The sequence below is a fragment of the Rhizobium sp. SYY.PMSO genome, from assembly GCF_046840415.1.
Taxonomy (GTDB): Bacteria; Pseudomonadota; Alphaproteobacteria; order Rhizobiales; family Rhizobiaceae; genus Rhizobium.
Map to the genome: position 1 here is coordinate 225,445 of NZ_CP177349.1, position 20,715 is coordinate 246,159.

Below are 20,715 nucleotides of genomic sequence, written 5' to 3' on the forward strand. Positions count from 1 at the left end.
TTGACTGCCTACGGTCCTTCGCAGTGGCATGGTTGCGCAATGTGCCGGTGACGTCAGTCATTTCCGGAAGGCGTAGCCAGAGGACGGAAACCGGAAGCGTGATGATCGACGTTTTGAGAATGGGAATGGATCGGCCCCTTGGCGGCATCGGCTCGCAGCGCCTTGCAGGCGTGAACGGGGGGATGCGCGCGTGAGCCTGGCATTGTCCCGATATCTCAAGGATTTCAGCGCCGAACAGGCTCCGCCGCCCCCTCATGTCGAGGACATGGCGTTCGCCGAGCCGGGGGAATTCCTCGAAAGTCCGGCAGAGCCGCCCGTCGATGTCGAGGCCGAGCGTCGGGCCGCCTATGCGGAAGGGCATGAGGCGGCAACCCTGGAATTGTCGCAGAAACACCAGGCCGAACTCGATGCCATGGCCGAATCGTTCCGCGCCGAGATGGATGCGTTGCGGGCACGCTACGAGGAGCAGGCAGCGGAGAAAATCGCGGCCGACATGACGCGCATCGCCACCTTGCTGGGGCAGGCGATCAGCGCCGACACGGCCGCCATCCTTGCGCCGGTCATGACCGGGACTCTGACCGCCAAGGCCGTCGCCGAACTCGCCGAGCTGGTCAGGGCCGCAATTCTCGACGGCAGCGCCGGGACGATTTCGGTCAGCGGTCCCCACGATCTTTTCGAGGCTCTTCGCACGCATCTCGGCGATGACGGCTCTCTGCTGCGCCATGTCGAGGCGCCGGATGTCGATCTCACCGTGACGATCGGCGAGAGCGTGCTCGTGACCCGGATGTCGGCCTGGGCCGCTGGTCTGAAAGAGATTCTGAAATGAGCGACGGCGATCAAAATCACGGCAAGCACGAGATCATCATCGTCAAGCGCCATGGCGGCGGCGACCACGAAGGCGGTCACGGCGGCGCATGGAAGATCGCCTATGCCGACTTCATGACGGCCATGATGGCCTTCTTCCTGGTGATGTGGCTGGTGAACGCCGCCAACGAGGAGACGAAGGCTTCCGTCGCGTCCTATTTCAACCCGATCAAGCTCGCTGACGAAAAGCCGACGGAGAAGGGTCTCAAGAAGCCTGTCGATCAGGCCCAGGGCGAAAAGAACCAGCAGAAGTCGGACAAGCCGCAGGATAAGCCGAGCGACGGCAAGTCGGCCAAGACCGGCGAGGACCTGACATCGACATCAGGCGATCAGACGAACTACTCCGAAGCCGATTTCTTCGAGAATCCCTATTCGGTTCTTGCCGAGATCGCGCAGGAAGTCGGCCAGCAGGCCAATGTCAGCGCCAAGGGCGATGGCGGTGCCGCCCAGTCGGGTCCGGCGACGGGCGCGGACGGCGGCCAAGCCTATCGCGATCCTTTCGACCCGGATTTCTGGACGAAGCAGGTTCAGGTTTCCAGCGCCTCGAAGAAGGCGAACGAGGAACAGTCCGCCAAGTCGGATCAATCGCCCAAGGGCGAAGTCGTCGCTTTGTCGAAGGCAACGGCTGCCGACACGGGACAGCCTGCCGATCAGCCGGTGACGCCGGAACAGCAGTCGACGGCGAGCGAGCAGAAACAGGCTGCCGGCAAGGCACAGGGAAAGCAGACGCAGTCCCAGCAGCCTGCCGGGGCCTCCGGGCAGAGCGATGCATCGGCGCCCGAAGACAATGCCGCATTGCCGCAGGGCAGGGACGCCGCCCCGACGAAGGCCGAGCAGCAGCAGGCAAAGGATTTGCAGCAGGCTATCCAGGCGGAAATCAAAGGCGTTGCCGGCCAGCTGGCCGAGGGGCTGCAGGTCACTGCGGCCGAAGGCGGCGTGCTGGTGACGATTTCCGACCAAAGCAACGATCCGATGTTCAACATCGGGTCGGCGGTTCCGCGCCGCGAGATGGTGCTGGCGATGGAGAAGATCGGCAAGCTGCTCGCCGCGCGCAAGGGATCGATCCTGATCCGCGGTCACACCGACGGGCGCCCCTACATGGTCGACGGACGCAACGACAACTGGCGCCTTTCGCTCGATCGCGCTCAGAGCGCCTATTACATGCTGACCAGCGGCGGGCTGGACGAGAAGCGGGTGGTTCAGGTTTCCGGCTTCGCGGACCGGCGTCTGAAATTGCCCGACGATCCCTTCAACGATGCCAATCGCCGCATCGAGATTCTGATTGCGAACCCCTCGAACCAGGCCACGGCGGACCCTGCGGGCAGCCAGGCTCCCGCCAAGCCCGCCTCGGGCAAGGGCAAGTCCGGCCAAGGCAGGCAGGGATAGTTCATGGTGCGCAAACAGCGTCGTCATCACCTTGCGCTCACGCTGACCTTCGGCATTCTGGTGCCGGGGGCCGCGAGTGCCGAGGGGCAGGACAACCTGCCGCTCTACAAGATGCTGCGCTCGCTCGAATTCGTCCAGGATTCCATGGTGGCAGGCGACAGCTCCGCCGGGGAGATGCAGCGTTTCCTGCTTGCGACCATCGACGACCGCCTGCGCAATGCGGATAAATCCGTGTTCGAGGACGGGCGCAACGTCGATGCGGCGCTGATCTATGCTATGAGCGGGGGCAACCCCGAGACACTCGAATATCTGATGTCGCGTGACGTCAACGGCAATTTCGACAATCGCGTTGCCGATGTGCTCAGGAAGTACCTGAACGGCAAGGGACTGCTGGTCGTCAACACGCTTGCCGACATTGCCAGGGAATATCGCGACAAGCCGATCGGCCCCTATCTCTCTCTGGTTGCCGGCAACGTCATGTCCGGCAAGAACCCCAAGGCGGCCTTGAAGCTCTACGACTGGGCTCGTCTGATGGCGCCCGGGACTATCGTCGAGGAATCGGCGCTGCGCCGTTCGCTTGCCTTGTGCGCCGATGCGGGAATGGTGCCGATGGGGCTCGATTATGCGCAGCGCTACACGAGGCGCTTCCTGCATTCGCCCTATGCCAGCCAGTTCGCCGATCTTTTCGTGCAGCTCGTGGTCGACCATGATTCCGATATCAAGCAGCAGGATATTATCGACACCCTGTCCTTCATGGACCCGCCCAGGCAGCGGGAAATCTATCTGCGCATGGCGCGCCGCGCCGCGATCGCCGGCAAGTCCGATCTTGCCACGCTGGCGGCGAGCCGCGCCCAGGCGATCTCCGCCGGCGGCGGCGATGCCTTCGGCGCATTGGTGAACTTCTATGGTGGCGTGGCGGCCATATCGACGCCCGAGCTGAAGTCGGCGATCAGCGATGTCGACCAGATGCCGGCGGGAGAATTGAACGTGCGCGATCGGGCGCTGCGCGATGCCGCAAAGGCGGTGGCGCAGGAGATCATGCGCACGCCGGACGCTGCAAGCCTCGGGCAAGGCAGTGTTCCTACCCTTTCCAACCAACAGAATACTGAACACGATGCTGCTGTGACGAATCAGGCGGGAGGCCAATCTCCCGGCACGGCGGGTGTTGAGCAGGGAGCCCCGGCAGACGCGGCTCCCGCCCCGGAGGGAGGGCGGCAGGAGGCCGACTCTTCATTCAACGCATTCGTCACGACGAGCCGTTCGAAGCTGGATGCCATCGACGGCCTGTTGAAGCAGGAAAGTCATTGATCATGAACGACATCGGTGTGTCCGGCGCCTCATCGGGGGCGGATATTCTTGCCGCCGCCAAAGGTGCGCGCTCCTCGAAGCAGGACGACGGCAAGGGCTTTATCGATGCGCTGACCAGCTCGCTCGGCAATGGACGCAGGTCCTCCGGCCCGAATGCCGGTCAGGCCGGGGCGGCTGCGGGCGCGAGCGCCAATGGCGATGCGGGCTCGGCAAGGACAGCCGCGGGCAATTCCGCGGCGCCGGCTCCTGCCGTTGATGACAGTGCCAATGCCGGAGCTGGAATGATCGACACGTCCGGGACCAGTCTTGCCAGCCTCGCCGGCTTGCAGAAGGGAGCAAAACCTTCTCAGGGGGGTGGCGCTGCCGCGCTCTCGAAATCGCTGATAGAGTTGCAGAAGGCAGCCTCGGCCGCTGCCGAAGGCGGCAAGGCTTCGGTTGACGGCGATCAGCCCGCCGCATCTGCCGATCCGGCCATGCCGGCTGCCGATGACGACAAGGTGCCGGCGCAATCGAGCGCGCTCGATCAGCTTGCCGAGATGGCGCAGCAACTGGCCGATGTCGCAACATCGGACGGTCAGGCAGCGCCGGTGAAAGGCGACGGGAAGACCGCTGCCGCGAAAGGCGCGAAGGATGCGCAGTCTGCGGATGATGGTAAGTCGACGCAGACGCAAGGCGGTCAGGCGGCCAATACGATCTCGGATGCCCTGTCGCTGCTGAACGTTCCCCAATCCGCCGCTGCGGCGCAGATGGGCTCGGCCCAGCCGGGCAAGAGTGCCGACGATGCAAAGGTTCAGGGAGCGGCGCTCGCCAACGCGGCGCTGACCGAGGATGCGTCCGACGCGGCATCGGCGGTTCCGGGCGATGCCAAAGGGTCGGACACGGCGCAGACTTTCCGCCTGACGCGGGCGGACGGCCGTGGCGGCGCGCTCGATCTGTCGATCAGCAAGAGCGGCGATGATGCGGCCGACGTCAAGGCCGGAGCTTCCACGGGCGGCGATTTGCAAGGCATCACCGTGCTGGACTCCCGCCGCTATCTGGGCCTTGCAACTAACTCGGCGCTTGTTGCCGGAGCTTTGTCGGGCGACCGCGAATGGTCGGCTGCAATGCAGCCGGGCTCGGCGCTTTCCAATGCCGCCAGCGCGGCGGGCGCGGGCAAGGTCGTCAACACGCTCAAGATCCAGCTGCGCCCGGACAATCTCGGCGACGTCACCGCCACCATGCGGCTCTCCGGAGACCAGCTGAGCGTCGACCTCAAGGTTCAGACGGGCGAGGCCTACAGGCAGCTTCACGCCGATCAGAGCCGCATGATCGACGCGCTGCGGGCGCAAGGTTATCAGGTGGACAACATCACCGTTAGCCTGGCCTCGAACGCGGACCAGCAGCCGGACAGCAGCCGCTCCGGCTCGAATCAGCAGCAGCAATCCCTGCTGAATCAGGGACAGGGGGGCGATGCGCGTCCCAGAGGCCAGAACTATTCGGGACAGCAGGCAAATGGAAACGACGGCAATCGCAGTTCGGGTGAGCGCGGTGTTGAAGACGGCGCTGCTGGTGGCGTTCAGCGTTCTCGCTCTGGCGCGGTTTATCTCTGAGGCCGATGCCTCGGGAAATCCGGCTCCCCCGGACAATGGCGCCGCGGGTCTTTGCGAACGCGAAATCCAGTCCGCTGCCGCGAAATATGGGATACCGGAGGGGATACTCTACTCGGTCGGATTAACGGAGACGGGCCGCAAGGGATCGCTCTATCCCTACGCCCTCAATGTCGAGGGCCGGCCGATCTTTCCGCCGTCGGAAACCGCAGCCCTGCAGGTATTCGCCGCGGCCCGGCAGAACGGCGCCAAGCTGATCGATGTCGGCTGCATGCAGATCAATCAGTATTTTCACGGTGAGAATTTTACGTCCGTCGCCGCAATGTTCGATCCGCGCAGCAATGTCGAATATGCCGCGAAGTTCCTCCGCAATCTGCACGACAGGCATGAAACCTGGACGATGGCGGTAGCTCGATACCATGCCGGCCCGAACAACGACCCCGCCCAGAAGGTCTATGTCTGCCGCGTCATCGCCAATCTGGTTGCCACCGGCTACGGCAAATGGACGCCCAACGCAGCGACATTTTGCCGGAATTGAACAACCTATAGGTTGTATCCCGCCTCCCGTTAGCCGCCGCTAACTCAAGCAAGGCGGTTGACTGCCATCGATATGCCCAAAATGGGGATGTTAAGAACACGCTAACCAACGACTTTTTTATCGGTGTAAAATGCAAGGGACCTACTACATCTAGTGCAAATCGCGCCTCTAAAGTTAATCAATTATTAATTTCTGCCACTCATTTCCGACAGTTGTTCGTGATTCGCCCGATTCGTACCCATAGGTCATCGAAACACCACACTGATTCGGAGGCGGACGAATGATCGTAGTGGTTGATGAGCGAGAGCTCGTTAAGGACGGATATACATCACTGTTTGGACGCGAGGGCATCCCTTCCACGGGATTCGATCCACGCGAGTTCGGCGAATGGGTTACGACGGCGGCAGAGGGCGATATTGCTGCTGTTGAAGCCTTCCTCATCGGACAGGGGCAGCATGTGCACGAGCTGCCGAGAGCGATTCGTGATCGCACGGCAGCACCTGTCATCGCGGTCAGCGATCAACCCTCGCTGGAAGCCACCCTTGCACTTTTCGATTGCGGCGTGGACGATGTCGTGCGCAAGCCGGTGCATCCCCGCGAAATCCTGGCCAGGGCCGCGGCGATCCGCCGCCGGCTGAAGGCGATCAGCAACTATACCGATATCGGCCCGATTCGCGTCTTCGCGGATGGCCGCGATCCGGAAGTCAACGGATCGGTCTTCGCATTGCCGCGCCGCGAGCGCCGCATTCTCGAATATTTGATCGCCAACCGCGGCCGCCGGGTAACGAAGACGCAGATCTTCAACGCCATCTACGGCATCTTCGACGAGGAAGTCGAAGAAAACGTGGTTGAAAGCCATATCTCGAAGCTGCGCAAGAAGCTGCGCAAGAAGCTCGGTTTCGATCCGGTCGATTCCAAGCGGTTCCTCGGCTACTGCATCGACTGGAGCTGATAGCCCCGAGCGCGCAGCCAGGATGCCGAATTCAGCAAAAGGCCCGGGAATCACATGATTCCCGGGCCTTTTCGCTTGCGTCATGCCGCTTCGGGATTGTCGTGGAACGTAGGTCGTTTCTTACGCTTCCTCCCGGCAATGCGCGATCCGGAGCTGCAAAGCGGCGATTGCGGAATGGCCTTTTTACGATGATCGGCTTTTCGTCCTCTCAGACAGCTTCACGCAAGGCCCGCCACCTACTCTCAGTCGTATGAAGGATAACGAGGATTCCAGATGAGGAATTTCGGCAGCATGGAGACCGGATTTGCGGATGCGAGCGCACAGGCGATTTGCCTCGGCGCGCCGTACGATCGCGTCGCCGATGCGATGCCGGCCCATGATGCGATCCCGGCGGGAAAGGGTGCTTCGCAGATTCCCGTGATCGCTTCCCATATCCGGCGCAACGGTGTTCTCGTCTTCCAATACGCTTGCAGACGGTCGTCTTCGGCTTGCTCCGGCGGCCTTTCATCCGCTCTGCGGCGCTAAAACGAATAGGGTATCGAGTCAGTCATGTCGCTCACAACAGCTCTCAATAACGCGCAGGCGATATTCAACAATACCGGCACGCAGAGCAGTGTCGTATCGAACAATATCGCAAACGCCGGCAACACGAGTTATTCACGTCGACAGGCGGTGTTGACCACCGACATGGCGGGCGCCCAGGTTGTAAAGATCGAGCGAAGCAGCGAACCGGCGTTGCAGAAGGCCTATCTCAGCTCCTCGTCGTCGGATTCGGCGCAGCAGCTGCTTTTGAATGCCTACAGCAACCTTCAGTCGGCAACGCTCGGCGGCAACGATAACGAGATTTCGCCGGCGACCTATCTTTCGGCGTTCCAGACGGCGATGCAGACCTACTCCGGCTCGCCGTCGAGCACGACGGCTGCCCAGTCCGCGATCAGTTCCGCGCAAAGTCTCGTGACGGCGCTCAACAACGCCACGACGGCCGTGCAGAGCGCCCGCACCGATGCCGACAAGCAGATCAGCTCCGATGTCGATACGCTGAACAGCCTGTTGAAGCAGTTCCAGACGGCGAACGATGCGGTGAAGTCGGCCACGACGACCGCCGGCCCGACGTCGAACGCTCTGGCCGATGCCCTCGATCAGCGCGATTCCATCCTGACGCAGATCTCGCAGATTGTCGGCGTGAACGCGGTGACGCGCGGCAACAACGACATGGCGCTCTACACCACGAGCGGCACCACCCTGTTCGAAACCATTCCGCGCACGGTGACGTTTCAGCCGACGAATTCCTATACGGCCGCCGATACCGGAAACAGCGTTTACATCGACGGCGTTGCGCTGACCCCCGGCCAGGGCGCCAACACGACCGCGCAGGGCAGCCTCCAGGCGGCATTGCAGGTTCGCGACGATGTGGCGCCGACCTACCAGAAGCAGCTTGACGAAATCGCGCGCGGCCTGGTGACGACGTTTGCGGAAACGGACAATACGGACCCAAGCAACCCGGTCATGGCGGCCGGCCTGTTCACCTATTCGGGCGCCTCCACCTGGAGCAACGGCACCGGGCCGGGCAGCGCGACGGTCATAACGGGCCTTGCCGGTTCCATCACCGTCAATTCCGCTGCCGTTTCGAACCCGACCCTGCTGCGCGACGGCGGCATCAACGGCACGAACTACGTCGTGAATACCAGCGGCGACAGCGGCTATTCCACGCAGCTCGACGCCTACATCACAGCAATGAACGCCAAAACGGGCTTCGCTGCTTCAGCCGGCTCGGATACCAACGCCAGCCTCATGGATTATGCATCGAGTTCCATCGGCTGGCTCGAGGGGCAGCGCAGCACGGCTACGACGGCGGCCGAAAATACATCGGCGGCGCTCTCGCGCTCCTCGGGCGCCTATTCGAATGCGACCGGCGTCAATCTCGACGAGGAACTGACGCTGATGATGGATATCGAGCAGTCCTACAAGGCTGGAACGAAGATATTGAACGCTGTCAATGAGATGCTTCAATCGGTACTGGACATTGCGAGCTAAGCTATGAAACTTTCTTTCATTTCGAGCACAGCCATTCAGAACGCCATGCGCCAGACGATCCGTCAGGCGCAGAACGAGATGACGAGCGCCTCGACGGAGGCAACCACAGGCGTCTATGCGGATATCGGCGTCGCGCTGGGCAGCAATACGTCGCTCAGCGTGAATCTGACGCGGGAGGTGTCGCGCATCGATTCCATTCTCAGCAGCAATTCCATTGCCAACCAGCGGATGACCTCGTCGCAGACCGCGTTGAGCGGCATGGGCACCCAGGCGCAGAAGCTGATGGATCAGCTGGTGGCGTTGCGCGGCAACACGGATGGCAGCAGCGTGGCGCTGTCGCAGTCGACCGCGACCGCCGCACTTTCGAGCGTCATCGCCTCCGCCAACACCATGGTCAACGGCGAATATCTCTTTGCCGGCACCAACACCGATGTCCAGCCGATGACGGATTATTCGGCGACGGCGAACGCGCAGATTCAGACTGCGCTGTCTCAATACGCCACCAGCAACGGCACGACCGTCGACAAGCTCACCGCCGATCAGGTGAAGGACTTCATCACGACCACGGTCGAGCCGATGTTCACCTCCGATAGCGAGTGGGCGAACTGGTCGAGCGCGTCGGATCAGAATATGACGAGCCGCATCAGCAATTCGGAAGTCGTGGAAACCTCCACCAATTCGAATGCTTCCGGCATGCGCTACCTGGCGCTCGCCGCCAGCGTGACCAATGCGCTGATGGGCACGACGCCGGCGCTGAACTCGGACGCGCTGAATGCCGTCACGGACCAGGCCATCAGCTACGCGCGCCAGGCGGTGGACGGCCTGAACAACCAGGCAAGCCAACTCGGTCTGTCACAGTCGCGCCTGTCGGACGCGAATACGGCGCTGAACGCCCAGAAGACCATTCTCAATACCAGCATAGGCGACCTGACCGGGGTCGATCCCTACGAGGCTTCGACCAAGGTCAACAGCCTCGAGACCCAGCTTGAAACGGCTTACACGATTGTCTCCAAGATCCAGCAGTTAAGCCTTGTAAATTACCTTTGATGATCAAAGGGAAGTAATGACCAGGAAGGATGCGTGAATGTATCAGTTCTCATATGCGGAAGTCATGCAGGATGACGTGGCCGACGCCAAGGAACGAGAACGGCAAGTTCTGGACCGGTCGATAGCTCTCCTCTCTGCGGCCCGTGATGCGGGGAAATACGGCCGCGAAGCGATCGAGGCGCTTTTCTATACGCGACGCGTATGGGTCAGCTTCGTCGAGGACCTCAAAAGTCCGGAGAATCAGCTCAATGTCGAACTACGTGCCAACCTAATCTCGATCGCCATCTGGATCTTGAAGGAATGCGATCGAATCCGGCGGCGCCAGTCGGAAAATTATCAAGGCATCATCGATGTCACCACCATCATCAGGGATGGACTTAAATGAAAAGTACGCTTCGCATATCGCTCAAAGCCGGGGAAAAGATCTTTATCAACGGGGCCGTCCTGCGCGTCGATCGCAAGGTTGCCCTGGAATTCCTGAATGATGTGACATTCCTGCTTGAGAACCATGTGCTTCAACCCGAAGACGCGACGACTCCGCTGCGCCAGCTCTATTTCATCGCGCAGATGATCCTCATCAATCCGGAGGGCAAGGAGCAGTCGACGGCCATGTTCCGCAAGTCGATCGTCATGCTGCTGTCGTGCTTCCACAATGAGGAAGTGCTGGCCGAGCTGAAGCGCATCGACGGTCTCGTCGCCACCGGCCGCGCCTTCGATGCGCTGAAGGCGATCCGTGGCCTCTACCCGGTCGAGGACGGTATTCTGAACAACCAGGAGATGCCTGCGGCGACGATCGAGCACATTCGTCGGGAGATCGCTCCATGGCAGCGGTAGACGCCGTCACCAGCAGCACCAGCAGCAGTTCCTCGCAGAGTGCCGCAACCGCATCGGCGAGCGCCAGCCTGAATTATAACGACTTCCTGCAGCTTCTCATCGCGCAGATGAAGAACCAGGATCCGACGGACCCGATGGATGCAAGCCAGCAGATTTCGCAGCTGGCGAGCTTCTCGCAGGTCGAGCAGCAGATCCAGACGAACTCTCATCTGGAAACCGTCTTGCAGAACCAGTGGATATCGCAGGCATCGGACTATATCGGCAAGGAAATCATGAGCGCCGATGGCAAGACCACCGGCACCATCAAGCAGGTAAGCGTCTACACGGACGGTATTATCGCCGAAACCGATGCCGGCGACAAAATCCTGATCCAGGCCGGCGTCACGATCGCTCCGGCGGGTACGGCCATTGATGCGTCGTCCACGTCGAGCGATAGTAGCAGCAGCAGCGATTCGTCGAGCACGGATTCGACCAGCGGCTCATGAGGAGCTGCTGAACCGGGAGTGGAAATGTCATGAATGAAGCCGATGCGTTGGATATCTTCCAGGCGGCGATCTGGACGGTGCTCGTGGCTTCCGGTCCGGCCGTTCTTGCCGCCATGGTCGTCGGTCTGGTGATTGCGCTGATCCAGGCGCTGACCCAGGTGCAGGAGGCGACATTGACCTTCGTGCCGAAAATCGTGGCGGTCATGGTCACTATCGGCATTTCGGCTCCGTTCGTCGGCGCGCAGATTTCGATCTTCACCAATCTCGTCTTCTCGCGCATCCAGTCGGGCTTCTAGAATGGGCCCGGAGGCCGTTGCGGCTTCCGGATCGCCAACACCGATGGCTATAGGCCATGCTCGCGCAAGCTTCGACTTTTAAAGGTCGGTTCCAATAGGGCAGGCGGCTCGGCCGTCTGCCTCCTCTCATGAAGAGACGGAACCGGTCGATGGCACAACCACCCGCAATAGCACTCCCCAAAGCCAATCCCAGCGTACGCGATATCGGGTTCGCACTCGGCATCATGGTCATCCTGTGCGTGCTGTTCCTGCCGATTCCGCCGTTTCTGATCGACCTTGGACTGGCCTTCTCGATCGCTTTCTCGGTGCTGATCCTCATGGTGGCGCTCTGGATCAAGAAGCCGCTGGAATTCTCGTCCTTCCCGACGATTCTGCTCATCGCCACCATGACGCGACTGGCGCTGAACATCGCCACGACGCGCGTCATCCTTTCGCACGGCTATGAGGGGCATGATGCCGCAGGCGGCGTCATTGCAGGCTTTTCCAGCCTGGTGATGTCGGGCGACTTCGTCATCGGCCTGATCGTCTTCCTGATCCTCATCACCATCAACTTCATCGTCATCACCAAGGGCGCGACGCGTATCGCCGAAGTCGGCGCCCGCTTCACCCTCGACGCCATCCCCGGCAAGCAGATGGCGATCGACGCCGATCTCTCGGCCGGCCTGATCGACGAGAAGGAAGCGCAGCGCCGCCGCCGCGAACTGGAAGAGGAAAGCTCCTTCTTCGGCGCGATGGACGGCGCCTCCAAGTTCGTGCGCGGCGATGCGGTCGCCGGCCTTCTGATCACCTGCATCAACGTTTTCGGCGGCATCATCATCGGCTATTTTCGCCACGGCATGCAGATCGGACAGGCGGCGGACGTCTTCGTGAAGCTCTCCGTCGGCGACGGCCTGGTGTCGCAGATGCCGGCCCTCATCGTCTCCCTCGCCGCCGGCCTTCTCGTTTCGCGCGGCGGCACGGCCGGTTCCACCGACCAGGCCGTGGTCAACCAGCTCAGCGGTTATCCGCGCGCGCTCGCCGTTTCGGCGGTCCTCATGGGCATCCTGGCCATCATGCCCGGCATGCCCTTCTTCCCCTTCCTCGTCCTCGGCGGCCTGATGGCGACCGGCGCCTGGTTCATCCCGCGTCAGATCGAGGCCGAGAACAAGCTGCGCCGCGATGCCGAAGAGCAGAAGGTGATGCAGACGAAGGAAATGGAAAAGGATTCGGTCAAGTCGGTTCTGAAGACCGCCGAGATCGAGCTGGCGCTCGGCAAGATCGTCTCCACCCGCCTGCTCGGCGCCCATCAGGAGCTGGCCTTCCGCGTCGGCAAGATGCGCAAGAAGTTCGCAACGCAGTATGGGTTCGTCGTGCCGGAGATCAAGGTGATCGACGACATGGCGATCGCCGACAAGTCGTATCAGATCCGTATTCACGGCACGACCATCGCCTCCAACATCCTGCGTGTCGGCGAAGTGCTCGTCGTCACCGGCTCTGGCCGCAAGCCGACCGTGCCGGGCGACGAGATTCGCGAGCCCGCCTTCGGCATGCCGGCCGTTTCCGTTCTCGAGGCCTTCACGGAAGACCTGAAACGCGAGGGTTTCCAGCCGATCGACAACGTCTCCGTCGTGCTTACCCACATGAGCGAGGTCATCCGCAACAACCTGCCGGCCTTGCTGTCCTACAAGGACGTCAAGATTCTCATCGATCGCCTCGATCCCGAATATAAAAAGCTCGCCGACGAGATCTGCTCGTCGCACATGTCCTATTCGGGCCTGCAGGCCGTGCTCAAGCTGCTGCTGGCCGAGCGTGTCTCGATCCGCAACCTGCATCTCATCCTCGAGGCGGTCGCCGAACTTGCGCCGCATGTGCGCAAGACCGAGCAGATCGTCGAGCATGTGCGCGTGCGCATGGCGCAGCAGCTTTGCGGCGACCTGGCCGACAACGGCGTGCTGCGCGTCCTGCGCCTCGGCAGCAAATGGGACCTCATCTTCCATCAGGCGCTGAAGCGCGACCAGAAGGGCGAGGTCGTCGAATTCGACATCGATCCGCGCAGCCTGGAGGAGTTCAGCGAGCAGGCGGGCAAAGTTATCCGTGAATACATGGATCGCGGCATGCCCTTCGTTCTTGTCACGTCGCCGGAAACGCGCTCCTATGTGCGCATGATCATCGAACGCCTGTTCGCGACCCTTCCGGTCCTGTCGCATGTGGAATTGGCCAAGGGGATCGAGATCAAGATTCTAGGTTCGATTTCATGATAACCGACCCCCAGGGGACCATTCTGGCGCTGTTCGTCGCCTTCTGCCGCATCGGCGGCTGCATGATGGTCCTTCCGGGATTTTCCTCGGGCCGTGTTCCCGGGCAGATTCGGCTGCTCCTCTCGGTCGCGCTGTCGCTGGCTATTCTGCCGCTGCTGTGGAACACGATCTATCCGCAGGTGTCGAAGGGCGACGTGAATTTTATCGGGCTGATCTTCACCGAGGCGGTCATCGGATCGATGTACGGAATGATGGCCCGGATCTATACGCTGGGCCTGCAGTTCGCCGGCACGATCATATCGATGCTGATCGGGTTCAACGCACCGGCCGGCGCCGATATCATCGAGGATGCGAGCGAAACCTCGCTCACCAGCCTCATCAGCTTCTGCGGGCTCATGATCCTCTTCATCCTCGATTTCCATCATTATGTCCTGCAGGCGCTGGTCGATTCCTATTCCATCATTCCGCTGGGCGGTCACATCGAGCCGCGCGCCGCGCTGATCTCCATCACCGATACGCTGGAAACCACCTTCTTCATCATGCTGCGGCTGGCGAGCCCGTTCCTGCTTTACGGCCTGATGTTCCAGATTTCGATCGGTTTCATCAACAAGCTGGCGCCGCAGATCCCGATCTATTTCATTTCCACGCCGTATCTGCTGATGGGAGGGCTGTTCATGCTCTATCTCAGCATCGCGGCGCTGGTCAGTCAGTTTTCCAGTTCGTTCCTCACCGTCTTCAACGGGCATTAGCCCGCAAGCGGAAAGAGCGCGCAGTCCGATTCGGGTGCAGCCGGCAGGTAGGTAGGCGATGGCGGAGAAAAACCGTTCTGAAAAATTGAAGCGCCTGGTGGCGGTGCAGCGGCATCTGGAGCGAATAGCGGAAAACGAGCTGGCCGATACGACCCGTCAGCGCTCCGAGGTCACGGAATCGATGGAGCGGGTCATGGATGCCATCGGCTCGGTCGATCCCGTGCACATGGCATTCTCGATTCATTATGCCGACCGCTACGGACGCCTGATGATCAAGGACCAGCAGCTGGAAAGCATCCAGACGCTCATTCAGATGAAGGTCCAGCAGGAGCGCACCAAGGCCGACCGGCTGGAAGAGCATATGAAGGATGCCCGCGAACTGGAAACGCGGGAGGCCGACGACAATGCGGTCTACGACATCATCGACCAGCGCTTCGCCGGCGCAACGCCAGCCTCCAGCAAGGTTCAAAAACCATAATCGTCACGATCATGGAGCAGGATTCGCACCGTTGGGTTGCCGTTCTGCTCTGACAGTTTGATTCGACATGCCTGGGAATGAGCGCCGTGCCGCGCGTTTTCAGGCCGTTCGACAGCAGAAGGAGACGTGACGTGGCTATTTCGCCTCCGAGTGATTTGGTCCTCGATGTCGTCAAGGCGGCCAATCCCGCCGATGTGGAGGCCGCGCAAGCCAAGCTTGCCGCCAACCGGGCCGCCTTTGCCGCCACCAGCCTCGCCGAAAACGGCAACGGCTTCGGGGCGACGGTGGACGCGCTCAACAGTGCCGCGACCCAGGCCGGTCTCGGCAATGCCAATACGCATGCGGCCGGAACGAAGGTTCCGCAAGTCTATCGCAAGTTCGAGGCCATGGTGCTGCAGAACTTCGTGAAGAACATGCTGCCGAGCAGCGAGACGCTCTACGGCAAGGGGTCGGCCGGCGAGATCTGGAAGGGCATGATGGCCGAGCAGCTGGGCAACACGCTCGCCAAGAACGGCGGCGTCGGCATCGCCGAAAAGATGTACCAGGAGCAGGTCGACAAGATGCGCAATACCGGCGCCGTCCACTCTGCGACCGACGAGAACGACAAGAAGATGGCGCTGAGCGCGATCACCGACTTTCAGCGCAAGACGCTGGCTGCCAATGATGCCGACAACGACGGCAGCAAGAGCATCACCAACCAGAATTCGTTGACGTCCCAGAAAGCATGAGCGAGGTAACAAACATGGAAATGATGTCGCAGGACTATCGGATCAAGTCTGTCCTTGGCCGGCTGGAGATGATCATCGACAACGAGAACAACCGGATCGGCACCGACCCGGAGTTCGATCTCAAGGTATCGAATGCGCACAAGAGCCGCTGCCTCTACGAATTGTCGATGCTGTTTCGCGATACCGATCCGGCCGATCTCGCCGCCGCCCATATCGAGCAATTGCATGATCTGAAGAAGAAGCTGGTTCTGAACGCCCGCCGCGTCGAGGCTCATCTCGAAGCCGTGCGCGCCGTCGCCGAGATTTTGAAGAATGCCGTGCAGAACGCCGATGCGGACGGCACCTATTCGCAGGAGCAATTCCGCGTCCGTGAGGCCGGATGATCAAGCTCGTTCTCACCGGCCTGTGGGTCTGTGCCGTCACATTGGCCTCGGTCTATTTTTCGGTGCAGGTGGCGACGGCGCCCGCGATCAGCCCTGACGACGCCAAGAAGGCGCAGCAGGAGCTCGTCAAGGGCGAGTCGATCAATGTCCCCGTCATCGCCAACGGCCAGGTGACCGGCTATTTCCTGACACGCATCTCCTTCATGATGGACAAGGGCAAGGCAAATGCGCTGCAGATACCCTTGCCGGAGCTCACGACCGACGAACTCTTTTCGCTGCTGATCGGCAACAAGGCGATCGATATTTCCAACGCGCAGAGCTTCGACGTCGCCGCCTTCCGCAGCGATCTGAAGAAGCGGATGAACGAGCGGCTCGGCGGCGACTATGTCGCCGATGTGCTGATCGAGCAGCTCGACTACCTCTCCAAGGAAGAAACCCATGGCGGAGAAAGCATCGGCAGGAGAACGGTCAAGCCGGTGAAGATCGTGCAGGATGCGGCCAAGGACAAGGTGCCGGTCGAATAACCGGCGAACGGCATGCTTAACAGAAGTTGACCTGTTTCCCGCAAATTCGACCTTCCATCCTAACGGAAAGTTGGATTTGCCCTGCTATAAACCTCTCCGAGCGATGTCTCGTTGTCGCAGTGCCGCTGACCGGTGAAGGGGCATGCTCCCGTTATCAACGGTGCCAGGCGCGTTTGCGGCGTCGGGCAGGAGGTTGTTGGATTGAACCAGGTAGCCGATTTTGCCGTCGTTGCGTCACGCCGCATGATCTTCGATCTGCCGGTGTGCGATCTCAACTGGGACGACGCGCTGACCTTCGTCAACGAACTGGCGTGCCTGTCGGTCGGGCAAACCTCGATCTCTTTCGTCAATGCCCATAACATGCTGGTGATGCTGCGGGACGAAAACTATCGCAATGTCCTGGAGCGCAATCTGGTGCTCCCCGACGGCGTCGGTCTCGATATCGCCTCGCGCGTGGCGCACGGAGAGCCTTTCCCGGCCAATCTGAACGGCACGGATTTCGTGCCCGCGCTGCTGACCTTCATGGAGCGGCCGAAGCGGATCGGCCTCATCGGCGGCAAACGCTCCGTGGTCGAGCAGGCGGCGGAGAAATTTCGCCAGCATGCGCCGTGGCACCAGTTCGTCGTGGTCTCCGATGGCTTCTTCAATCCCTCGAGAAGCAATGCCCTTGCGGCGGAAATCGCCCGCCAGAAGATCGATGTACTGATCGTCGGCATGGGAACGCCGCTGCAGGAAAAATGGGTTGCCGAACATATCGGGCCGCAACATGCCCGGCTGGTGCTGACCGTCGGCGCTTTGTTCGATTTCGTGTCCGGGACGGTGCCGAGGGCTCCGGCGCTCGTGCGCGCATTGCGCAGCGAGTGGCTGTTCCGGCTGATGCTGGAGCCGAGCAGGCTATGGCGGCGCTACATGCTGGGCGTGCCGCTCTTCCTCTACCAGGTCGTCCGGCATCAGTTCGGCCGCAAGCAGCGCGCCCTGCGCGCCGAGCCGCAGCGCTTGCCGCAGCGGCGCATCGCATCTCCGGATAAGTTAGCGAGTTAGAGCGTTTCCGCTTTTCTTCGAATCGCGAAAATGCTCTGTCCTTTTGCCTTTCCGCAATTCCGGACGAAAAACCGCTGCGCGCTTTTCCTGGAGTTGTTCGGGTATTTACGGGCGCGGCGTTAACTCTTTCTTTGGCATGAAATTTTAAAGTGGGTTAACCATTTGCATCGGTCGCGGACCGTGCGTGCGAGATAACCCGCCATGTCTGAAAGCAAAGCCAGAACCGGATTCCACCCAGACGATGCGGAAGCCTTCGAGGTTTCCCGACGGGCCGGCCGGCATGCTCTTCCCCTTGAGGAGGAAGGCGGCCTGCCCAGTGCTGCCAACCTGCGCGCCGCCAACTCCGACGATCCGCGCGACGTGGAACTGCGCGCCATCCTGCGCAGAATGCTGGATGGCGACCCCTATCCGGTGTCGGGCCGAAGAGCGCCGACGTCGGCAGCGCCGCAGGAGGTCCGGCCCGCCGCCCGATACGTCGATCCCGATCCATTCCCCCGTCGTGCGGAATCCGGGCGAGTGCGGGAGCAGGCATCCGAGCTCATGCCCGATCTGCCGGACATCGTACCCGACCTGCTTGAGGGGATAGCGGAGCCGCAGCGCCCGGTGGCCGCGCCTATCGACCTCACGCGTCCGCCGCGTACGGGGCGCTGGTCTCTCGGTATCCGTTCTTTGGCCTTCGTCGTCGCGACCGCGCTGACGGGAGCCGTCGTTCCGACCTTGCTTGCCCCGCCGCCGCTCTACATGTCGCAGGCCATCCTGCATGCGGCAGGCGAGGGCGCTGCGCGCCAGGCCCTTCTCGATGTCGCAGCGAAGCGTGCCCTTGCTCCGTCCATACTGTCCGATGTCGTCGCAAGGATGAAGCTCGATCGCGATCCGGAATTTACCGGCGCGCGAACCGGCGCCCTCGGTGTCGCCGTCGATCTGCTGTCCGGCAGCGGCAACGCATCCGATGCGCCCTCGCGCGCGCAGGCGGCTCTTCGCAAAGGCATTGCCGTCGGCATAGACGGCCAGACCGGCCTGCTGCGGTTGATCGCGACAACGGGCGATCCGGTCAGATCGGCCGATATTGCCAATCGGCTGGCGTTCGCCATTCTCTATGACGCTGCCGTCATGAAGGCTGCGGGCCCATTGGCGGCGCGCGAAACGACTGTCGATCGCAGCCGCAAGGACTTCGACCGCGCTTCCGCGGCGTTGACCGAATTCAAGGCGCGCTACGGCGAAGACAAGATCGCGGCAGCGCTGACGCTTCAGCAGCAGCGTCAGCAACTGGACGGCGAGATAAAGGCGGCCGATCAGGCGGTGCGCTCCGCCAGGGCACGCCTTTCGGCGGTCCGGTCGGCAACGCCGGCCTCCGTGCTGAGCGGCGCTCTGCCGGCCGATCTCTCGTCCGCCGGCCTCGACGATCTGCGCGGTCGCTACAGTGCCGCCAAGGCGCAACTCTCCCAGCTTTCGGTGCAGCTGGGTCCACGCCACCCGCGCCTGCTTGCACAGCAGGCGACGGTCGACGATCTTGCCGCCACTATTCGCAGCCAGCTGCAGCGGCTCGCCGTCAGCAGCGAAGCCGATGTGAAGGCAGCTCTCGAAAAGCAGGCGGCTCTCTCGGCGCAAATGACCGATATCGGCCGCAAGGGCAGCGATGTCGATCTCGTCAGCCTCGCGCAGCTGCAGGATGCAGTTGCCGCTGCGCAGACGCGCTATGAGGCCGACCAGCAGAGCGCTGCCATGACGGTGCCTGAAGCCAGCCCGCCGCTGACGGTGCTTTCCCAGGCTGTGGCCTCCATCGCACCGCTGGACGATCATCTCGCGGGCAATCAGGCGATCGGCTTCCTTGCGGGTCTCGGTCTGGCGCTTTGCGCGGTGTTCCTGCTCAAGCGGCTGGCCGGCGCGGAACCGGCGGAGGAGCCTGCAGCGGACGATAGCATCGTTCCTCCAGAGCAATTCCAGGAAAATTGCGCAACGGTTTCCCGTCCGGAATCGCATAAGGGCAGAGAGATGGAGCGGTTCAGCGATTCCGTGAGACGCGGAACCGTTCCAGCTCCCGATTTGCGCCACGATGACGGCATGGAGCTGCCCGATATCATGGTTGAGCCATCGCCGCCTGCTTTGGATAGCGCAAGCCAGGCGGATATCGCGGATGAGTGGATCCGTATCCGGCAGGAGCTGGCGGCTCTGCGCGCCAAGGTCGAAACCTATGCCGCGCGCCGGCATCATGACCACGGCTGACCGCCTTCCCGTTTTCCCTTGCAATTACCGCTTTCAGACACCATAGGGCGTTGGCAGGCAATTCCGCCGGGCCGATGGCCTGTAGATTGCCACCGAATTCATGATCGGGAGACGAGCGTGACGACAGTGATCGACGGGAAGAAAGCGGCGGCTTCGGTGATCGAGGCTGTGAAGGCTGCAGCGGCGGGGCTTGAAAAGGAAGCCGGTGTGAAGACCGGGCTTGCGGTCGTCATCGTCGGCGACGATCCGGCCAGCCACACCTATGTCGGCGCCAAGGGCCGCATGGCCAAGGAATGCGGTTTCAACTCCATCCAGCACACGCTGCCCGCCGAGACGACGCAGGAAGAGCTTGCGAGCCTGGTGGCCTCGCTGAACGCGGACCCCTCCATTCACGGCATTCTCGTGCAGCTGCCATTGCCGAAGCATCTGGATTCCGATGCGATCATCCAGTCGATCCGGCCGGAAAAGGATGTCGACGGCCTGCATGTGGTCAATGCCGGCAAGCTGGCAACCGGCGATCTCGCAACCGGCCTCATCTCCTGCACGCCGGCCGGCGCCATGCTGCTGGTGCGCGCCATCCATGGCCAGGATCTTTCCGGCCTGAATGCCGTCGTTATCGGCCGCTCCAACCTGTTCGGCAAGCCGATGGCGCAGTTGCTGCTCAACGCCAACGCCACGGTGACGACGGCGCATTCGCGCACGAAGGATCTGGCGTCCGTGGCGCGGGGCGCCGATATTCTGGTGGCGGCCGTCGGCCGTCCCGAGATGGTCAAGGCCGACTGGGTCAAGCCGGGCGCGACCGTGATCGATGTCGGCATCAACCGTATCGACGCGCCCGAGCGGGGCGAAGGCAAGAGCCGGCTGGTGGGTGATGTCGCCTATGCGGAAGTCTCCGACGTCGCCAGCGCCATTTCACCCGTTCCGGGTGGCGTCGGACCGATGACCATCGCCATGCTGATGGCCAATACCGTCATCGCAGCCTATCGCGCCGCGGGCCGGCAGCCGCCGAAATTTTGAGCCGG

General features: G+C 61.8%; 21 protein-coding genes. All 21 read left to right on the plus strand.

Going from position 1 to position 20,715, the window contains the following annotated elements; all coding sequences use genetic code 11:
- Nucleotides 1-190: 190 nt before the first annotated feature.
- The gene (locus tag ACJJVH_RS01100; RefSeq protein WP_112802776.1) at nucleotides 191-826 is read left to right on the plus strand and encodes a hypothetical protein; all 636 of its coding nucleotides are present in this window, start codon (nucleotides 191-193) and stop codon (nucleotides 824-826) included.
- Nucleotides 823-2,250, plus strand: a complete 1,428-nt coding sequence (locus ACJJVH_RS01105) for a MotB family protein (protein WP_412064568.1) — start codon at nucleotides 823-825, stop codon at nucleotides 2,248-2,250. The genes ACJJVH_RS01100 and ACJJVH_RS01105 overlap by 4 nt, the downstream gene beginning before the upstream one ends.
- 3 nt (nucleotides 2,251-2,253) lie before the next feature.
- Nucleotides 2,254-3,558: a chemotaxis protein MotC gene (gene motC / locus ACJJVH_RS01110; protein ID WP_412064569.1), complete on the plus strand. Its 1,305-nt coding sequence runs from the start codon at nucleotides 2,254-2,256 to the stop codon at nucleotides 3,556-3,558.
- 2 nt (nucleotides 3,559-3,560) lie between these two features.
- Nucleotides 3,561-5,147, plus strand: a complete 1,587-nt coding sequence (locus ACJJVH_RS01115; RefSeq protein ID WP_412064570.1) for a flagellar hook-length control protein FliK — start codon at nucleotides 3,561-3,563, stop codon at nucleotides 5,145-5,147.
- Complete coding sequence (locus tag ACJJVH_RS01120; protein WP_412065203.1) at nucleotides 5,089-5,682, plus strand: lytic transglycosylase domain-containing protein; 594 nt, start codon at nucleotides 5,089-5,091, stop codon at nucleotides 5,680-5,682. Before ACJJVH_RS01115 ends, ACJJVH_RS01120 begins: the two co-directional genes overlap by 59 nt.
- 280 nt (nucleotides 5,683-5,962) lie before the next feature.
- Nucleotides 5,963-6,634: a transcriptional activator Rem gene (gene rem, locus ACJJVH_RS01125; protein ID WP_112802768.1), complete on the plus strand. Its 672-nt coding sequence runs from the start codon at nucleotides 5,963-5,965 to the stop codon at nucleotides 6,632-6,634.
- A gap of 549 nt (nucleotides 6,635-7,183) precedes the next feature.
- Entirely contained in the window at nucleotides 7,184-8,668 is a 1,485-nt protein-coding gene (gene flgK, locus ACJJVH_RS01130) for a flagellar hook-associated protein FlgK (protein WP_412064571.1), read from the plus strand.
- A 3-nt stretch (nucleotides 8,669-8,671) separates the two neighbouring features.
- Nucleotides 8,672-9,715: a flagellar hook-associated family protein gene (locus ACJJVH_RS01135; protein ID WP_412064572.1), complete on the plus strand. Its 1,044-nt coding sequence runs from the start codon at nucleotides 8,672-8,674 to the stop codon at nucleotides 9,713-9,715.
- Nucleotides 9,716-9,752: 37 nt separating this feature from the next.
- Nucleotides 9,753-10,100 carry a flagellar biosynthesis regulator FlaF gene (gene flaF, locus ACJJVH_RS01140; RefSeq protein ID WP_112802760.1) on the plus strand — a complete coding sequence of 116 codons (348 nt, stop codon included), beginning with the start codon at nucleotides 9,753-9,755 and terminating at the stop codon, nucleotides 10,098-10,100.
- Nucleotides 10,097-10,549: a flagellar biosynthesis repressor FlbT gene (gene flbT / locus ACJJVH_RS01145; protein WP_112802758.1), complete on the plus strand. Its 453-nt coding sequence runs from the start codon at nucleotides 10,097-10,099 to the stop codon at nucleotides 10,547-10,549. Before flaF ends, flbT begins: the two co-directional genes overlap by 4 nt.
- On the plus strand, nucleotides 10,537-11,034 hold the full coding sequence (gene flgD, locus ACJJVH_RS01150; RefSeq protein ID WP_112802756.1) for a flagellar hook assembly protein FlgD: 498 nt from the start codon (nucleotides 10,537-10,539) through the stop codon (nucleotides 11,032-11,034). The genes flbT and flgD overlap by 13 nt, the downstream gene beginning before the upstream one ends.
- A 29-nt stretch (nucleotides 11,035-11,063) precedes the next feature.
- On the plus strand, nucleotides 11,064-11,330 hold the full coding sequence (gene fliQ, locus ACJJVH_RS01155) for a flagellar biosynthesis protein FliQ (protein WP_112506729.1): 267 nt from the start codon (nucleotides 11,064-11,066) through the stop codon (nucleotides 11,328-11,330).
- A gap of 149 nt (nucleotides 11,331-11,479) precedes the next feature.
- Nucleotides 11,480-13,567 carry a flagellar biosynthesis protein FlhA gene (gene flhA / locus ACJJVH_RS01160; RefSeq protein WP_112802754.1) on the plus strand — a complete coding sequence of 696 codons (2,088 nt, stop codon included), beginning with the start codon at nucleotides 11,480-11,482 and terminating at the stop codon, nucleotides 13,565-13,567.
- Entirely contained in the window at nucleotides 13,564-14,316 is a 753-nt protein-coding gene (gene fliR / locus ACJJVH_RS01165; RefSeq protein ID WP_412064573.1) for a flagellar biosynthetic protein FliR, read from the plus strand. The genes flhA and fliR overlap by 4 nt, the downstream gene beginning before the upstream one ends.
- 58 nt (nucleotides 14,317-14,374) lie before the next feature.
- Entirely contained in the window at nucleotides 14,375-14,794 is a 420-nt protein-coding gene (locus ACJJVH_RS01170; RefSeq protein WP_112802750.1) for a hypothetical protein, read from the plus strand.
- A gap of 131 nt (nucleotides 14,795-14,925) precedes the next feature.
- Nucleotides 14,926-15,522: a rod-binding protein gene (locus ACJJVH_RS01175; protein WP_112802958.1), complete on the plus strand. Its 597-nt coding sequence runs from the start codon at nucleotides 14,926-14,928 to the stop codon at nucleotides 15,520-15,522.
- A 14-nt stretch (nucleotides 15,523-15,536) separates the two neighbouring features.
- Nucleotides 15,537-15,905, plus strand: a complete 369-nt coding sequence (locus tag ACJJVH_RS01180; protein ID WP_095433968.1) for a hypothetical protein — start codon at nucleotides 15,537-15,539, stop codon at nucleotides 15,903-15,905.
- Nucleotides 15,902-16,429: a hypothetical protein gene (locus ACJJVH_RS01185; RefSeq protein WP_112802748.1), complete on the plus strand. Its 528-nt coding sequence runs from the start codon at nucleotides 15,902-15,904 to the stop codon at nucleotides 16,427-16,429. The genes ACJJVH_RS01180 and ACJJVH_RS01185 overlap by 4 nt, the downstream gene beginning before the upstream one ends.
- A 201-nt stretch (nucleotides 16,430-16,630) precedes the next feature.
- Entirely contained in the window at nucleotides 16,631-17,470 is an 840-nt protein-coding gene (locus tag ACJJVH_RS01190) for a WecB/TagA/CpsF family glycosyltransferase (RefSeq protein WP_112802746.1), read from the plus strand.
- 201 nt (nucleotides 17,471-17,671) lie between these two features.
- Nucleotides 17,672-19,693, plus strand: a complete 2,022-nt coding sequence (locus ACJJVH_RS01195) for a succinoglycan biosynthesis transport protein (RefSeq protein WP_412064574.1) — start codon at nucleotides 17,672-17,674, stop codon at nucleotides 19,691-19,693.
- A 117-nt stretch (nucleotides 19,694-19,810) separates the two neighbouring features.
- The gene (gene folD, locus ACJJVH_RS01200; protein ID WP_412064575.1) at nucleotides 19,811-20,710 is read left to right on the plus strand and encodes a bifunctional methylenetetrahydrofolate dehydrogenase/methenyltetrahydrofolate cyclohydrolase FolD; all 900 of its coding nucleotides are present in this window, start codon (nucleotides 19,811-19,813) and stop codon (nucleotides 20,708-20,710) included.
- The last annotated feature ends 5 nt before the right edge of the window (nucleotides 20,711-20,715 follow it).